Annotated in this window: 13 protein-coding genes, 1 other RNA gene and 1 pseudogene; 7 read left to right on the top strand and 8 right to left on the bottom strand. The window is 69.0% G+C overall.

The genetic code is table 11. The features are described 5' to 3' along the window. The 6 genes from AWZ10_RS16650 to AWZ10_RS16625 all read left to right on the top strand — a co-directional run. Positions 1 to 452: MFS transporter (locus tag AWZ10_RS16650; RefSeq protein WP_159058291.1), on the top strand; the 452-nt coding region annotated here is incomplete at its 5' end. Between the two features lie 108 nt (positions 453 to 560). After that, entirely contained in the window at positions 561 to 1,850 is a 1,290-nt protein-coding gene (locus AWZ10_RS16645; RefSeq protein ID WP_060891455.1) for an ABC transporter substrate-binding protein, read from the top strand. After that, complete coding sequence (locus AWZ10_RS16640) at positions 1,847 to 2,818, top strand: carbohydrate ABC transporter permease (RefSeq protein ID WP_060891454.1); 972 nt, start codon at positions 1,847 to 1,849, stop codon at positions 2,816 to 2,818. Before AWZ10_RS16645 ends, AWZ10_RS16640 begins: the two co-directional genes overlap by 4 nt. After that, positions 2,815 to 3,636 carry a carbohydrate ABC transporter permease gene (locus AWZ10_RS16635; protein ID WP_060891453.1) on the top strand — a complete coding sequence of 274 codons (822 nt, stop codon included), beginning with the start codon at positions 2,815 to 2,817 and terminating at the stop codon, positions 3,634 to 3,636. The genes AWZ10_RS16640 and AWZ10_RS16635 overlap by 4 nt, the downstream gene beginning before the upstream one ends. 51 nt (positions 3,637 to 3,687) lie before the next feature. Then, positions 3,688 to 5,973: an alpha-xylosidase gene (gene yicI / locus AWZ10_RS16630; RefSeq protein WP_060891452.1), complete on the top strand. Its 2,286-nt coding sequence runs from the start codon at positions 3,688 to 3,690 to the stop codon at positions 5,971 to 5,973. Continuing rightward, positions 5,970 to 6,983, top strand: coding sequence for a LacI family DNA-binding transcriptional regulator (locus AWZ10_RS16625; RefSeq protein ID WP_046708229.1), 1,014 nt, complete (start codon positions 5,970 to 5,972; stop codon positions 6,981 to 6,983). Before yicI ends, AWZ10_RS16625 begins: the two co-directional genes overlap by 4 nt. A gap of 71 nt (positions 6,984 to 7,054) precedes the next feature. Here AWZ10_RS16625 and ssrA read toward each other — a convergent pair. From ssrA to ftsE, 5 genes are all read right to left on the bottom strand, one after another. Further along, positions 7,055 to 7,457, bottom strand: a transfer-messenger RNA (tmRNA) gene (gene ssrA / locus AWZ10_RS16620). 120 nt (positions 7,458 to 7,577) lie between these two features. After that, entirely contained in the window at positions 7,578 to 8,120 is a 543-nt protein-coding gene (gene smpB, locus AWZ10_RS16615; protein WP_037703640.1) for an SsrA-binding protein SmpB, read from the bottom strand. Positions 8,121 to 8,245: 125 nt separating this feature from the next. After that, a complete protein-coding gene (locus AWZ10_RS16610; protein ID WP_060891451.1) occupies positions 8,246 to 9,445 on the bottom strand; it encodes a S41 family peptidase in 1,200 nt (399 codons plus the stop codon). 67 nt (positions 9,446 to 9,512) lie between these two features. Next, positions 9,513 to 10,430, bottom strand: a complete 918-nt coding sequence (gene ftsX / locus AWZ10_RS16605; RefSeq protein ID WP_046708935.1) for a permease-like cell division protein FtsX — start codon at positions 10,428 to 10,430, stop codon at positions 9,513 to 9,515. A gap of 35 nt (positions 10,431 to 10,465) precedes the next feature. Next, positions 10,466 to 11,155, bottom strand: coding sequence for a cell division ATP-binding protein FtsE (gene ftsE / locus AWZ10_RS16600; RefSeq protein ID WP_005486827.1), 690 nt, complete (start codon positions 11,153 to 11,155; stop codon positions 10,466 to 10,468). Positions 11,156 to 11,397: 242 nt separating this feature from the next. Here ftsE and AWZ10_RS16595 point away from each other — a divergent pair, with 242 nt between their 5' ends. Next, positions 11,398 to 11,589 (top strand): hypothetical protein, encoded by a 192-nt coding sequence (locus AWZ10_RS16595; RefSeq protein ID WP_037703643.1) that lies wholly within the window; start codon positions 11,398 to 11,400, stop codon positions 11,587 to 11,589. An 89-nt stretch (positions 11,590 to 11,678) separates the two neighbouring features. Here AWZ10_RS16595 and AWZ10_RS16590 read toward each other — a convergent pair whose 3' ends face one another. The 3 genes and pseudogenes from AWZ10_RS16590 to AWZ10_RS53685 form a co-directional block, all read right to left on the bottom strand. After that, a complete protein-coding gene (locus AWZ10_RS16590) occupies positions 11,679 to 12,566 on the bottom strand; it encodes a hypothetical protein (protein WP_060891450.1) in 888 nt (295 codons plus the stop codon). A gap of 311 nt (positions 12,567 to 12,877) precedes the next feature. Further along, positions 12,878 to 13,984: a peptide chain release factor 2 gene (gene prfB, locus AWZ10_RS16585; RefSeq protein WP_046708933.1), complete on the bottom strand. Its 1,107-nt coding sequence runs from the start codon at positions 13,982 to 13,984 to the stop codon at positions 12,878 to 12,880. 524 nt (positions 13,985 to 14,508) lie between these two features. After that, a pseudogene (locus AWZ10_RS53685) lies at positions 14,509 to 14,709 on the bottom strand (serine/threonine protein kinase); the annotation flags it as partial.

Here is a 14,709-nt window from a genome sequence, read left to right as displayed (position 1 = left end):
GGCTCGCCTACGGGGCGCTGCGCGTGACGGGCCCCGCGGAGCGCCGGTTCCGCCGGTGTCTGGCCGCGATGGCCGCCCTGATGACCCTCCCCTGGCTCAGCGCCACCACCACCGGCTCCCTGCCACTCCTCGCCCCCGCTCTCCTCCTCGCCGGCATGGCCACCGCCCCCACGATGGTCACCGCCATGTCCCTCATCCAGCACCGCACCCCCGAGGGCCAGTTGAACGAGGGCATGACCCTCGCCGTCACCGGCCTGCTGGGCGGGATAGCGGGTGGATCGGCACTGGGCGGCTGGGTCGCGGAACACACGCCGGGAACCGGCACGGCCGGCTTCGCGGTACCAGTGGCCGCGGCGGCTTCGGCACTCCTGATCGCCTCGGCACAGCGCCCGACCGCACGCCCCAGTGTTCGACGATCCGAACATCGCACGAATTCCCGTCCGCCCCATTGACGCACCCTCAGCCCGCCCCTACCTTCCGTCGAAGCGCTTCGACTTCACCCGTCGAAGCGATTCGACTACACCTTTCGACGATCCGTCCGACTCCCCCGGAGGCAGAGGATGTTGACGGCACGAAGGCGTACGGCAGCGGCTGCGGCGGCTCTCTGCGGGGCCCTGCTCCTGGCCTCCTGCGGCGGTTCGGAGAGCGGCGACGACGGCGGGACCCTCCGCCTCTGGCACTACGAGGGCCCCGACAGCGCGATGGGCGTGGCCTGGAACGCGGCGATCGAGGAGTTCGAGAAGACCCACCCGGGTGTCGAGGTCGAGTTCGAGGAGAAGGGCTTCGAACAGGTCCGCAAGACCGCCCCGATGGTCCTCAACTCCTCCGACGCGCCCGACCTCATGGAGTACAACAAGGGCAACGCGACCGCCGGACTTCTCTCCAGGCAAGGTCTTCTCACCGACCTCACGCCGGAGGTGAGCGAGCGCGGCTGGGACAAGAAGCTCAGCGCGGGCGTCCGCACCACCAGCCAGTACGACGCCGACGGCGTCATGGGCTCCGGCAAGTGGTACGGCGTGCCGAACTACGCCGAGTACACGATGGTCTTCTACAACAAGGAGCTCTTCGAGAAGCACGGCATCGCCGAGCCCACCACCCTCGCCGAACTCACGGCCGCCATGGACGAGTTCGTCGACGCGGGCATCACGCCGCTCGCCAACGCCGGCGCCGAGTACGTGGCGCAGCAGTACCTGTACCAGCTGGCGCTGAGCAGGGCGGACCGCGCCTGGGTGGACTCCTACGAGCTGTACAAGGGCAAGGCCGACTTCCATGACGCCGCGTGGACGTACGGGGCGGAGACCTTCGCCGAGTGGGTGGAGAAGGGGTACATCAGCGAGAAGTCGACGGGGACGAAGGCCGAGGACGCGGGCGTCTCCTTCATCCAGGGCAAGGCGCCGATCCTGTTCTCGGGGAGCTGGTGGTACGGCCGGTTCAAGGCGGAGAACCAGTTCGACTGGGGCACGTTCCTGTGGCCCGATACGAACCTCACCCTCGGCTCCGGCGGCAACCTCTGGGTCGTCCCCAAGGGCGCCAGGAACAAGGAACTCGCCTACGACTTCATCGACATCACCATGTCGGAGAAGATCCAGAACCTGCTCGGCGACAAGGGCGGGGTCCCGGTGGCCGCGGACCCGGCCGCCATCACCGATCCACGGGCCAGGAAGCTGATCGCCGACTTCAACGCCCTCTCCGAGAAGGACGGCCTGGCCTTCTATCCCGACTGGCCCGTCCCCGGCTTCTACGACGTCCTCGTCTCCGAGACCCAGAAGCTGATCACCGGCAGTGCGGACCCGGACGCGTACCTGGACGCGATCGGGAAGGCGTACGAGAAGGACGTACCGGAGCAGTGACGGTGACCGTGGAGCGAGCGGCGGCGGTCGGCAAGGAGGGGCGCACCGGCCGCACGCACCACCCCCGAAGCCCCCGTGACTCCTACGCACTGTTCCTCCTCCCCGGCGCCCTCGCGTTCTTCGCCGTCGTCATCGTCCCCTTCCTGATGAACACGGGGGTGAGCTTCACCGACTGGCAGGGAGTCGGCACCCCGGAGTGGTCCGGCCTCGCCAACTACCGGGAGCTGCTGGGCGACTCCGCCTTCTGGGCGTCGTTCCGGCACAGCCTGTTCATGGTGGTCGCCATGGCCGCCGTACCGACCGCGCTCGGACTGGTCCTGGCCGCCGCCCTGTTCGACTTCGTCGGCAAGCACTTCGGCAGCCGCGTCACCGCCGTGCTGCGCGCCTGCTTCTACCTCCCCCAGGTGCTGCCGATCGCGGTGGCGGGCATCGTCTGGAGCTGGATCCTCGCCCCGGAGAACGGCTCCCTGAACGAGCTGCTGAAGGCGGTCGGGCTGAGCGGATGGCAGCAGGACTGGCTCGGCGACCCGGACCTCGCCCTCTACACCGTCATGGCCGTGATGGTGTGGGTGCAGCTCGGCTTCCCGCTGGTCGTCTTCATGGCGGGGCTGCAACGCGTCGACCCGGCGCTGTACGAGGCCGCCGAGCTGGACGGCGCCGGCTGGTGGCGCCGGTTCCGCCACATCACGCTGCCGCAGATCCGGCCCGAGATCCATGTCGTCCTGCTGTGGTGCACGATCGCCGCGCTCAAGGTGTTCGGCGCGGTGTACGTCCTGACGAAGGGCGGCCCCGGCGGCGCCACCGACGTGCCGTCCTACTTCTCCTTCACCACGTTCTTCGAGAAGACCCAGGTCGGCTACGGTGCCGCGATCTCCACCGTCCTGACCGTGCTCGTCCTCGCCCTGGCCCTGGTCGGCCTGAAGCTCCAGACGCGCGCCGAGGACGCCGAGGAGGGGACCCGCGTATGACCGCAGTCCGCCGCTATCCGGTCCTCGTGGCCCTCTGCGTCGCCGCCCTCTTCATGATCGTCCCGTTTCTGATCGTGGCCGTGAACGCGGTGAAGTCCCCGGCGGAATACTCCCGGAGCGGCCCGCTCAGCCTCCCCGACGGCCTCTATCTGGACGGGCTGAAGGACTTCTGGCAGCGGGTGGACTACGGCCGGAAGCTGTTCAACTCCGTGCTGATCAGCGGCTCGGTGGCGGTGCTGGCCGTCGTCCTGTCGGTGCTCAACGCGTACGCGATCGGCATCGGCCGGCTACGGGGCCGTACCTGGATCCTGGCCTTCTTCGTGCTCGCGAACATGCTGCCTCAGGAGGCGCTGGTCTACCCGGTGTACTTCCTCTCCAAGGAAGCCGGCATCTACGACACCCGCCTCAGCGTGGTCATCGTCTTCACGGTCATCCAGGCGGCCTTCGGCACCTACCTCCTCGCCTCGGTGCTCGGGAGGTTCCCCCGCGAGATCGTCGAGGCGGCCCGGATCGACGGCGCGAACACCTGGCAGGTGCTGTGGCGGATCGTCGTCCCCGTCAGCAGGCCCACCCTCGGTGTGCTCCTCGTCTTCTTCTTCATCTGGACCTGGAACGAGTTCCTGCTCCCCCTCGTCATGCTGATCTCCAACGACAACCAGACCGTGTCGGTGGCCCTGGGCGTCCTCCAGGGCCAGCGTCTGATGGACGCCACGATGACCAACGCGGCGGCCCTGCTCGGCCTGCTCCCCGCTCTCGTGTTCTTCCTCCTCTTCCAGCGCACGCTCACCCGCGGCATCGCCGCGGGAGCCGTGAAGTAGGCCGTACAGCAAGCCGTGAAGCAGGCCGTGACGTAAGGAGATACCCCCCACATGAAGTTCACCGACGGCTACTGGCTGCTCCGCGAGGGCGTCACCGCGGCCCACCCGGTCGAGGTCCTCGACGTCACCGCCACGGACGGCGGCGCCCTGGAGGTCCACGCCCCGACCCAGCCCATCCGCCACCGCGGCGACCTGCTGAAGGGACCGGTCGTGACGATCAGCGCCCACGCCCCGATGCCCGACGTCATCGGCGTCACGTTCACCCACTTCGAGGGCGAGCCGCCACACGGCCCGCGATTCGAGCTGACGAGTGAGGAGTTCACCCCCCACACCTCCTACGACGACGAGCACGCCACCCTCACCGCCGGAGAACTGTCGGTCCGCGTGTCCCGCACCGGCCCCTGGCACGTCGACTTCCGCGCCCACGGCCGCACCCTCACCACCAGCGGCCCCAAGTCGATGGGCATCATGCGCGAGGCGTCCGGCGCCCACTACCTCCGCGAACAGCTGGGCCTCGGCGTCGGCACCTCGGTGTACGGCCTCGGTGAACGCTTCGGCCCGCTCGTCAAGAACGGCCAGGTCGTCGACATCTGGAACGCCGACAGCGGCACGGCCACCGAACAGGCCTACAAGAACGTGCCGTTCTACCTCACCGACGCGGGCTACGGCGTCTTCGTCGACCACCCCGGCAAGGTGTCCTTCGAGGTCGCCTCGGAGGTCGTGTCGAGGGTCCAGTTCAGCGCGGAGACGCAGCAGTTGACGTACTACGTCATCTACGGCCCGACCCCGAAGGACATCCTCCGCAAGTACACGGCCCTCACCGGCCGCCCGGCCCTCCCGCCCGCCTGGTCGTTCGGTCTCTGGCTCTCGACCTCCTTCACCACCTCCTACGACGAGGAGACGGTGACCTCCTTCATCGAGGGCATGCGGAAGCGGCGGCTCCCCCTTTCCGTCTTCCACTTCGACTGTTTCTGGATGCGCGAGTTCCAGTGGTGCGACTTCGAGTGGGACCCCCGGGTCTTCCCGGACCCGGAAGGCATGCTGGCCCGCCTCAAACGCCGCGGCCTGCGCATCTCCGTGTGGATCAACCCGTACATCGCCCAGCGCTCCCCGCTCTTCGCGGAGGGCAGGGCCCTCGGCCACCTGCTCCGCCGACCCGACGGCAGCGTCTGGCAGTGGGACCTCTGGCAGCCCGGCATGGCCCTGGTCGACTTCACCAGCCCGGCGGCCCGCGCGTGGTACGCGTCGAAGCTGGAGGCGCTGCTCGCCCAGGGCGTCGACTGCTTCAAGACCGACTTCGGCGAGCGGGTCCCCCTGGACGTGACCTGGTCCGACGGCACGGACCCGGAGCGGATGCACAACTACTACACCTACCTCTACAACCGCACGGTCTTCGACGTCCTGCGCAAACACCGGGGCGAGAGCGAGGCGGTGCTCTTCGCCCGCTCGGCGACGGTCGGCAGCCAGCGCTTCCCCGTCCACTGGGGCGGCGACTGCGAGTCGACGTACGAGGCGATGGCCGAGTCGCTGCGGGGAGGGCTGTCGCTGGGGCTGTCGGGCTTCGGGTACTGGAGCCATGACATCGGCGGCTTCGAGGGCACCCCGACACCCGCGCTCTTCAAGCGGTGGATCGCCTTCGGCCTCCTGTCCTCCCACAGCCGACTGCACGGCTCGTCGTCGTACCGGGTCCCCTGGCTCTTCGACGACGAATCGGTGGACGTCCTGCGGAAGTTCACCCACCTGAAGCTCAGCCTGATGCCCTACCTCCACGGGGCCGCGCGCACCGCCCACACCGAGGGCGTCCCGATGATGCGCGCGATGGTGCTGGAGTTCCCGGACGACCCGGGCTGCGCGCATCTGGAACGCCAGTACATGCTCGGCCCCGACCTCCTCGTGGCCCCCGTCTTCAGCGACGAGGGCGATGTCACGTACTACGTCCCCGAGGGCACCTGGACCCGCTTCCCGACCGGGGGAACGGTCACCGGCCCCCGCTGGGTCCGCGAGCGGCACGACTTCACGAGCGTGCCGCTCCTGGTCCGTCCGGGCGCGGTCGTCCCGGTCGGCGCGGTGACGGACCGCCCGGACTACGACCACGCCGACGGGGTCACCCTGCGTGCGTACGGCCTCGAACACGGGGCCCAGGTCACCGTGCCGGTGGGCGACGTGACCTTCACCGTCGTACGGGAGGGCAGGGTCCTGCGGGCGTCGTGCGGCGACCCGAGGGCGCCGTGGGGGCTCGCGGCCGGTGACCGGGAGGTCCGGGCGGAGGCGGGCACGGGGTTTCTGACGATGGACCTGGACGGGGAGTCGGACTCTCCGGGAACGAGGTCGGTGTGACGGTGAAGATCACGGACGTGGCCCGGCACGCGGGCGTCTCCCCCAGCACCGTCTCGTACGCCCTGAGCGGCAAGCGGCCGATCTCGGCCCAGACACGGGCGCGGGTCGAGGCGGCCGTCCGCGAGCTGGGTTACCGTCCGCACGCGGGCGCCCGGGCCCTGGCCAGCAGCAAGTCGAACGTGCTGGCGATGGTGGTGCCGTTACGCGCCGGGATCAATGTGCCGGTGGTCATGCAGTTCGCGGTCTCGGCGGTCACGACGGCCCGCGCACACGACCACGACGTGCTGCTGCTGACGCAGGAGGAGGGCGAGGAGGGCCTGCGGCGGGTGGCGGACACGGCCCTGGTGGACGCGTTGATCGTGATGGACGTCCAGCTCCACGACCCCAGGCTGCCGTTGCTGCGTAACCTGGACCGCCCGTCGGTACTGATCGGCTTCCCCGCCGACCCCTCCGGCCTGACCTGCATCGACCTGGACTTCAGGACGGCGGGCGAGCTGTGCGTGGAGCATCTGGCCGGCCTGGGGCACCGCGTGGTGGGCCTGATCGGCTCCCCGCCGGAGGTCTACGTCCGCCAGACCTCCTTCGCCCAGCGCGTCGTCCAGGGTTTCACCTCGGCCGCCACCCGCAACGGCATGTCCTCCACGGTCCACCCGTGCGAGGCCACCCCCGCGGCCGCCCGAGCCGTGGCGGAACGTCTCCTGCGCGAACACCCGGCCCTCACCTGCGTGGTCGTCCACAACGAGGCGATCCTGGACCCCCTCGTCGACGCCTTCGAGCACCTCGGTCTCCGCGTCCCGGCCGACCTCTCGGTCACCGCCCTCTGCCCGGACGACCTCGCCGCGAACCTCCGTGTCCCGCTCACCTCGATCGCCATCCCGGCGGCCGAGGTGGGCGAGCGGGCGGTCGCCCTCCTGATGAAGAAGCTGGCCGGCGCCCCCGTACCCGAGGCCACCCTGCTGCCGCCCCGCCTGACCGTCCGGGCGAGCACGTCCCGCCGGGTGACGGGGTGAACGCATACGGGGTGAGGAAATGACGAAAGCCCCGCTGCTGTGTCGCAGCGGGGCTTTCGCCCACATGGGAATTGTGGAGATGGCGGGAATCGAACCCGCGTCCAACGGTGAGGAATCAGGGCTTCTCCGTGTGCAGTTCGCTGTGATTTTCTCAGCCCCGGCGATCACGCGAACAAGTCGCCGACGGGCTCAGTCACTGTTAGATTTCCCTCTTCACCCCGTGACCGGGATCAAGGTTTAGTCCCCTAGCTGATGCCAGGATCCGGGTCGGGAACACCCCCGGGCTGACACTCCCTTTAGTAAGGAGCAGTCGCTTCGCTACCTGAGATCAGGCGGCGAGAGAGAACTGCTGCTTGGGAGAATCGCTGTTGGAATTGGCGATTATTTTTTTCGGCCTGTGGTTTACGAGATCGTGGCCGCTTCCTCGACACGCTTCCCCTGCTTCGACATCCGCTGTCGAAACCGATCATCCCCATGTTGTTTTTTCAATGTCCCCCGAGGAGGAGTCCCCCGGAGGGGACCAGCGCACCCGCTGTGAGGTGCAGTGCCATCGTACGTGACCAACGCGAGCGCGTGCCACCGTATTCCCCGTGGCTACGCCTCGCGCTGCTTCCGCTTCGCCGCCGCGATCGCGCGGTCCGACTCACGCCGGTCCTGCTGTTCCCGCAGCGTCTGCCGCTTGTCGTACTCCTTCTTGCCCCGCGCGAGAGCGATCTCCGCCTTCGCCCGGCCGTCCTTGAAGTACAGCGCGAGCGGGATGATCGTGTGGCCGGTCTCCTGTGCCTTGGACTCCAGCTTGTCGATCTCCTCGCGGTGCAGCAGCAGCTTCCGCTTGCGGCGCGCGGAGTGGTTGGTCCAGCTGCCCTGGTGGTACTCGGGGATGTGGGCGTTGTGCAGCCACGCCTCACCCCGGTCGATCTGGACGAAGCCGTCGGCCAGCGAGGTCCGGCCCTCGCGCAGCGACTTCACCTCGGTACCGGTGAGGACCAGCCCGGCCTCGTAGGTGTCGATGATCGCGTAGTCGTGCCGGGCCTTCTTGTTCTGGGCGACGATCTTGCGCTTGCCGCCCTTCTCGCCGTCCCGGCCCTTGGCGGCCGTCCCGCCCTGCTTGGGCTGGGACTCCTTCGGTACGTACATTCCCTTGCTCATAGTGCCGCCCATTTTCGCACTACGCGGGGGGTCCACGGGAAGCCGATTAACCGGAGCGGCGGCCAGGGGGAACGTGAGGGGGCGGGCAGGAGCGCGAGAGGCGGCGGGGGCGGCTACTGCCCGAGGCCGCTGAGCACCGTCTCGGCCCGCTGCAGGGCGTCCTCGTCCGCCTCCAGGTCGGGCGTGATGCCGCTGCCGTCGACGCCCCGGCCGGAGGGGGTGCGGTAGTGGCCGACGGTCAGTTCGGCGACGGAGCCGTCGGGGAGGCGGCTCGGCATCTGCACCGAGCCCTTGCCGAAGGTGCGGGAGCCCACGACCACCGCGCGGCCCCGGTCCTGGAGGGCTCCCGTGAGCAGCTCGGCCGCGCTCATGGTGCCGCCGTCGACGAGCGCGACCAGGGGTCTGGTGGTGTCGCCGCCCGGCTCGGCGTGCAGGGCCCGCTGCTCGCCGTTGACGTCGTACGTGGCGACGAGGCCGCCGTCGAGGAAGGCGGAGGCGGCGGTGACGGCCTCGGAGACCAGGCCGCCGGAGTTGCCGCGGAGGTCGAGGACGAAGCCCGCGGCGTCGGCGGACTGCTCCACGGCGGCTCGTACGACGTCGCCGGAGCCCTTGGTGAACGCGTCGACCGTGATGACGCTGACTCCGCCGGCGGTGCGGCTCACGGTCACGTCCTCGGTGGACAGACGGGCCCTGCGCAGGGTCTCGTGCCATGTCCGGGTGCCGCGCCGCAGCTCCAGCGACACCTTCGTACCGGCGGCCGCGCTCTTGGGGGTGTCGGTGCTCCCGGCCCCCCCGCCGATCGCGTCGCCGCGGAGTAAGGAGACGACCTCGGTGACCGGACGCCCGTCGACCTTCTCGCCGTCGACACCGACGAGCCGGTCGCCCGCGCGGATCCCGGCGCCCGCCGCGGGCGAGCCGTCCTGCACCCGGGCCACCTCGATACGGCCGTCCCGCCGCAGCCGGGCCCAGAGGCCGACGCCGGTGTACTCGCCGTCGAGGGCCTCCTCGAACTGCTCGTACTCGCCCTCGGAGTAGACGGCGCCCCACCGGTCGCCGCTGCGGCTGACGGCCCGCTCGGCGGCCTCCACGGGGGACTCGCCCTCGGCCATGGCCTCGGCGGCCGCGTCGGCGACGTCCTGCTCCCTGTCGGCCGGGGCGGAGCGGGAGGGGTTCGCGACGGCCGTCGTCCCGCCGCGCGGATCGTCGAAGGAGCCGGTCGCGGCGCCCGCCGCGAGCACGCTCGCGAAGACCAATGTCAGGGCGGCCCCGCGGCCGATGCGGCGGGGCTGGGAGAACAGGTCGCGGCCTGACATGTCGGCGAGTCTAGGACAACGCGAAGGGCCGCACCGGCGCTCGCCGGTACGGCCCCAGGGGCGTGCGTCACACCTTCAGGTACTTGCGCAGCGCGACGAAAGCGGCCAGCGCCGGCATCAGGAAGCTCACGGTGAGGATGAGCGGCAGCTTGACGAGGACGGCGTCCCAGCCGACGAAATTGATCAATGGCAGGTTCTGGGACAGTGCCACTCCGTTGTCGATCACGAAGTACTGGCCGAGCGCCAGGAAGGCGCAGGCGACCACGCCGCCGATGATCCCGGCGACCGCGGCCTCCATGATGAACGGCGCCTGGATGTAGAAGCCCGAGGCCCCCACGAGCCGCATGATCCCGATCTCACGGCGACGGCTGAACGCCGAGACGCGCACCGTGTTGACGATCAGCAGCAGCGCCACGATCAGCATGACCGCCATCACTCCGCGCGCCGCCAGGTTCAGGTACCCGAGGAGCCGGAACAGGTTGTCCAGGATGCCCTTCTGGTCCTGCACCGACTGCACACCGTCACGGCCGTTGAAGGCGCTCGCGATGACCTGGTACTTCTCCGGGTCCTTGAGCTTGATGCGGTACGACTCCTGCATCTGGTCCGGCGTGAGGCTGCTGGCCAGGGGCGAGTCGCCGAACTGCTCCTTGTAGTGCTTGTACGCCTCGTCCTGCGACTCGTGCTCGACGTTCTCGACGACCCCCATCTTGTTCAGATCCGACTTGATCTGGTTCTTCTGCTCGGTCGTGACGGCGCCCTTGGCGCAGTTGGGGTCGGACTCCGCGTCGCTCTTGTTGCAGAGGAAGACCGACACGTTGACCTTGTCGTACCAGTAGCCCTTCATCTGGCCGACCTGGTCGCTCATCAACAGCGATCCGCCGAACAGGGCGAGGGAGAGGGCGACGGAGACGATGACCGCGAAGGTCATCGTGAGGTTGCGGCGGAGACCGACACCGATCTCCGACAGGACGAACTGGGCGCGCATGGCGTTCCGCTAAGCCTTTCCGTGGACTGGGGCGGTCAGTGCTGGTAGCCGTAGACGCCGCGTGCCTGGTCGCGGACGAGGCGGCCCTTCTCCAGCTCGATGACGCGCTTGCGCATCTGGTCCACGATGTTCTGGTCGTGGGTGGCCATCACCACGGTGGTGCCCGTCCGGTTGATCCGGTCGAGCAGCTTCATGATGCCGACGGAGGTCTGCGGGTCGAGGTTGCCGGTGGGCTCGTCCGCGATGAGGAGCTTGGGCCGGTTCACGAAGGCCCGCGCGATGGCCACACGCTGCTGCTCACCACCGGACAGCTCGCCGGGCCTGCGCTCCTCCTTGCCGCCGAGACCGACCAGTTCCAGCACCTGCGGCACGGACTTGCGGATCTCGCCGCGCGACTTGCCGATGACCTCCTGGGCGAAGGCGACGTTCTCGCCGACCGTCTTGTTCGGCAGCAGCCGGAAGTCCTGGAACACCGTCCCGAGCTGGCGGCGCATCTGCGGCACCTTCCAGTTGGACAGGCGCGCGAGATCCTTGCCCAGGACGTGCACCTGTCCCTGGCTGCACCGCTCCTCCCGGAGGATCAGCCGCAGGAAGGTGGACTTTCCGGAGCCGGATGACCCCACGAGGAACACGAACTCGCCCTTCTCGACCTCCAGGGAGACATCCCTGAGTGCGGGGCGGGTCTGCTTGGGGTAGACCTTGGACACGTTGTCGAATCGGATCACGGATGCACCACAAGCCGTCGGGAATGGATGACGAGACTGTACCGTCCCCGGCCCGCCAAGAGGCGCGGGGAACTGCGCGACAAGCCCCCACCGGCCCGCAGCCGCGCGGCATGGGGCAACCCACCCCTTTCCGAGGCCCTCGCGCAACCTCCGGAGGAACCTGGCACAGTGGTGTGGAGGAACGGTCCGGTTCCACGAAGCGTTGAGGTATGTGTGGGGCCATTGCAAGGAGGGCGAGGCGCATGACGTACGACCGGTTGGTGTGCGCGAACTGCGCGTCCCCCGTCGCCGAGGGCCGCTGCCATGTGTGCCGGGCCAGCCGCGAGCGGCTCCAGCAGGAGAACCCCTTCGCGAATCTGAGCCCCGTGACCCTGATCGCCCTCCTGGCGATCCTGATAGCGGCGGTGGCGCTGCTGGCGCACCAGACGGCATAGAGCGGCTCGGACGTACGACGAAGGCCCGGGGCTGGCTGCCCCGGGCCTTCGTCGTACGTGCGTGTGTGGCTGTGCCTGATCGCGAACGATCAGGCGGTGGCGCCGCGGCCGTCCATCAGGCGCGGCAGCAGACGGAAGCCGATACCGCCGGCGATCATGGTGGCGGCGCCGACCAGCAGGAACGTGGTCTCGGTGGCGCCGGTCTCGGCCAGCTCGCCGCTACCGACGCCCTGGGCCTCGGTCTCCGAGCCGGTGTCCGTGAGGGCCGAGGAGCCCTCCTCCTGGACGACCGCGTCGTTGCCGCCGTCGTCGGGGTCGGTGCCACCGGAGGTGTCACCGCCGGTGGAGCTGTTGCCGCCCGTGCTGCTGGCGTCACCGGTCGTGCTGGTGCTGTCGGAGTTGCCCGAGCTGTTGGCGTTGCCGGTGCTGTTGGCGTTGCCGGTGCTGTTGGCGTTACCGGTGCTGTTGGCGTTGCCCGTGCTGTTGGCGTTGCCCGTGCTGTTGGCGTTACCCGTCGTGGTGGGGTCACCAGTCGTGCTCGTCGTGGTGGGGTCACCAGTCGTGCTCGTCGTGGTGGTCTCACCAGTCGTGCTCGTCGTGGTGGTCTCACCAGTCGTGCTCGTCGTGGTGGGGTCACCAGTCGTGCTCGTCGTGGTGGGGTCACCAGTCGTGCTCGTCGTGGTGGTCTCACCAGTCGTCTCGCCAGTGGTTTCGCCGGTGGTCTCACCAGTGGTCTCACCAGTGGTCTCGCCGGTGGTCTCACCAGTGGTCGCACCGATGATGGTGTTGCCCTCGGTGTCGTTGCCGGTCTGGACCGAGACATCAGCTTCGACCGAACCGCCGTCGTCGGTGCTGACACCGACACCGACGCCGAGGTCCAGCGCGGAAGCGGCACCCGCGGCGGTCAGTGACGCGCCGGCGGCGATCACGGCACCCGCGGCTATTCGCGCAACGCGGATCCGTGTCTTCTTCGTCATATGGCTGCTACCCCCAGTAGCTCATCAGTGAATGGAGCAGAGCGCCCGGGGCCGCGATCAACGGGAGCAGTCGGTTGGGTCGAAGTCCCCCGGTTCACATGCGCCCCAGTAATGCGCATGCCATGCGCCAGCCTTCCCAGTTTTCGCAGCAACGTCAAGGTCGTTGCGTACGCGATGTCCCGTTCACCGCATTTGACCCCGGCAACGACATGTGAGTGTGACGTAAGACCCAGACATCTCCACACAGACAAGGCAACCGCCTTCCAGCGGAAGGTGGTTGCCTTGTCGATAAAGCGCTGAATTCTGCCGCCCTACTTCTCCTGCTGCTTGCGCCAGCGAATTCCGGCCTCCAGGAAGCCGTCGATCTCGCCGTTGAACACGGCCTCGGGGTTGCCGACTTCGTGGTCGGTGCGGAGGTCCTTGACCATCTGGTACGGGTGCAGGACGTACGAACGCATCTGGTTGCCCCAGGAGTTGCCGCCGTCGCCCTTGAGGGCGTCCATCTTGGCCTGCTCCTCCTGCCGACGGCGGTCGAGGAGCTTCGCCTGCAGAACGTTCATCGCGGACGCCTTGTTCTGGATCTGCGACCGCTCGTTCTGACAGGAGACGACGATGCCGGTGGGGAGGTGGGTCAACCGCACCGCTGAGTCGGTGGTGTTGACGCCCTGGCCGCCGGGCCCCGACGACCGGTAGACATCCACCCGCAGCTCGGTCTCGTCGATCTCGATGTGGTCCGTCGTCTCGACCACGGGCAGGATCTCGACACCGGCGAAGGAGGTCTGCCGCCGCCCCTGGTTGTCGAACGGCGAGATCCGGACGAGCCGGTGCGTGCCCTGCTCGACGGAGAGCGTGCCGTAGGCGTACGGCACCTGCACGGCGAAGGTGGTGGACTTGATGCCCGCCTCCTCCGCGTACGAGGTCTCGTACACCTCGGTCTTGTAGCCCTTCTGCTCCGCCCAGCGCAGGTACATCCGCTGCAGCTTCTCGGCGAAGTCGGCGGCGTCGACGCCACCGGCCTCGGCGCGGATGTTGACGAGGGCCTCGCGGGAGTCGTACTCGCCGGACAGGAGGGTGCGGACCTCCATCTCGTCCAGCGCCTTCCGGACGGAGGTCAGCTCCGACTCGGCCTCGGCGCGGGTGTCCGGGTCGTCCTCCTCCTCGGCCATCTCGAAGAGGACACCGAGGTCGTCGATGCGACCGCGCAGCGCCTCCGCCTTCCTGACCTCGGCCTGGAGGTGGGAGAGCTTGCTGGTGATCTTCTGCGCCTCGTCCGGGTTGTCCCACAGGGACGGCGCGGCCGCCTGCTCCTCGAGCACGGCGATGTCTGCCCTCAGCTTGTCGAGGTCCAAAACGGCCTCGATCGACTCCATGGTCGAGGAGAGGGACTTCAGCTCTTCGGATACATCGACGACTGCCACGCCCCCAGCCTAACGGCTCCGCCGGGCGGGCCATGCGGGGTGCGCCCCCGTGGGGCCCCTGCCGTGGGGCTGCCGCCGGGTGGGTTCTTCGGCTGCGGGTGCGTGGGGGCTGGTCGCGCAGTTCCCCGCGCCCCTGAAAAGCAGGGGCTGCGCCCCGTGCTTTCAACCCGCGTGACCGTTGTCCCTCAGGCCCGCAGAACATGGCCTTCAGACCTGCGGGGCCTGGTCTTCAGACCTGCGGGGACCAGGCCTTCAAGCCCGCGAGGCCTGGCCTTCAAACCCACGGCGCCTGCTCTTCAAGCCCGCGAGGCCTAGTCTTCAGACCCACGACGCCTGGCCGCCCTTCAAACCCGCCAGGTCTGGCCTTCAAGCCCGCGAGGCCTGGTCTTCAGACCCGCGGGGCCCAGGCCTTCGAACCCACGGCGCCCGGCCTTTCAGGGGCGTGGGGAACTGCGCGATCGGCCACGACGGGCCCGCGCCCGCCTGATCGCAGTCGTCCCCGAGTGATCAGGTGCCCGAAGGACTCAAGGGTTTCCCGGCGCCGAGTTCTTCGTGTCGGACGGCGCCCCACCGTCATCGTCCCCGGAGGTGGCCGCCCACGCCCCCACCCCCACCGCCGCGATCAACGCCACCGCCGCCACACCCAACGTGATCCGTCGCCGCCGGACCACACTCCCCCGGTTCCGCGCCGACCCCGGCCGAGGTGCCCCGGCCGCCCGGGGCAC

The organism is Streptomyces europaeiscabiei (assembly GCF_001550375.1).
GTDB classification, from domain to species: domain Bacteria; phylum Actinomycetota; class Actinomycetes; order Streptomycetales; family Streptomycetaceae; genus Streptomyces; species Streptomyces europaeiscabiei.
The sequence above is the reverse complement of the archived record's forward strand: the minus strand, read 5'-3'. Positions and strand labels throughout refer to the sequence as shown.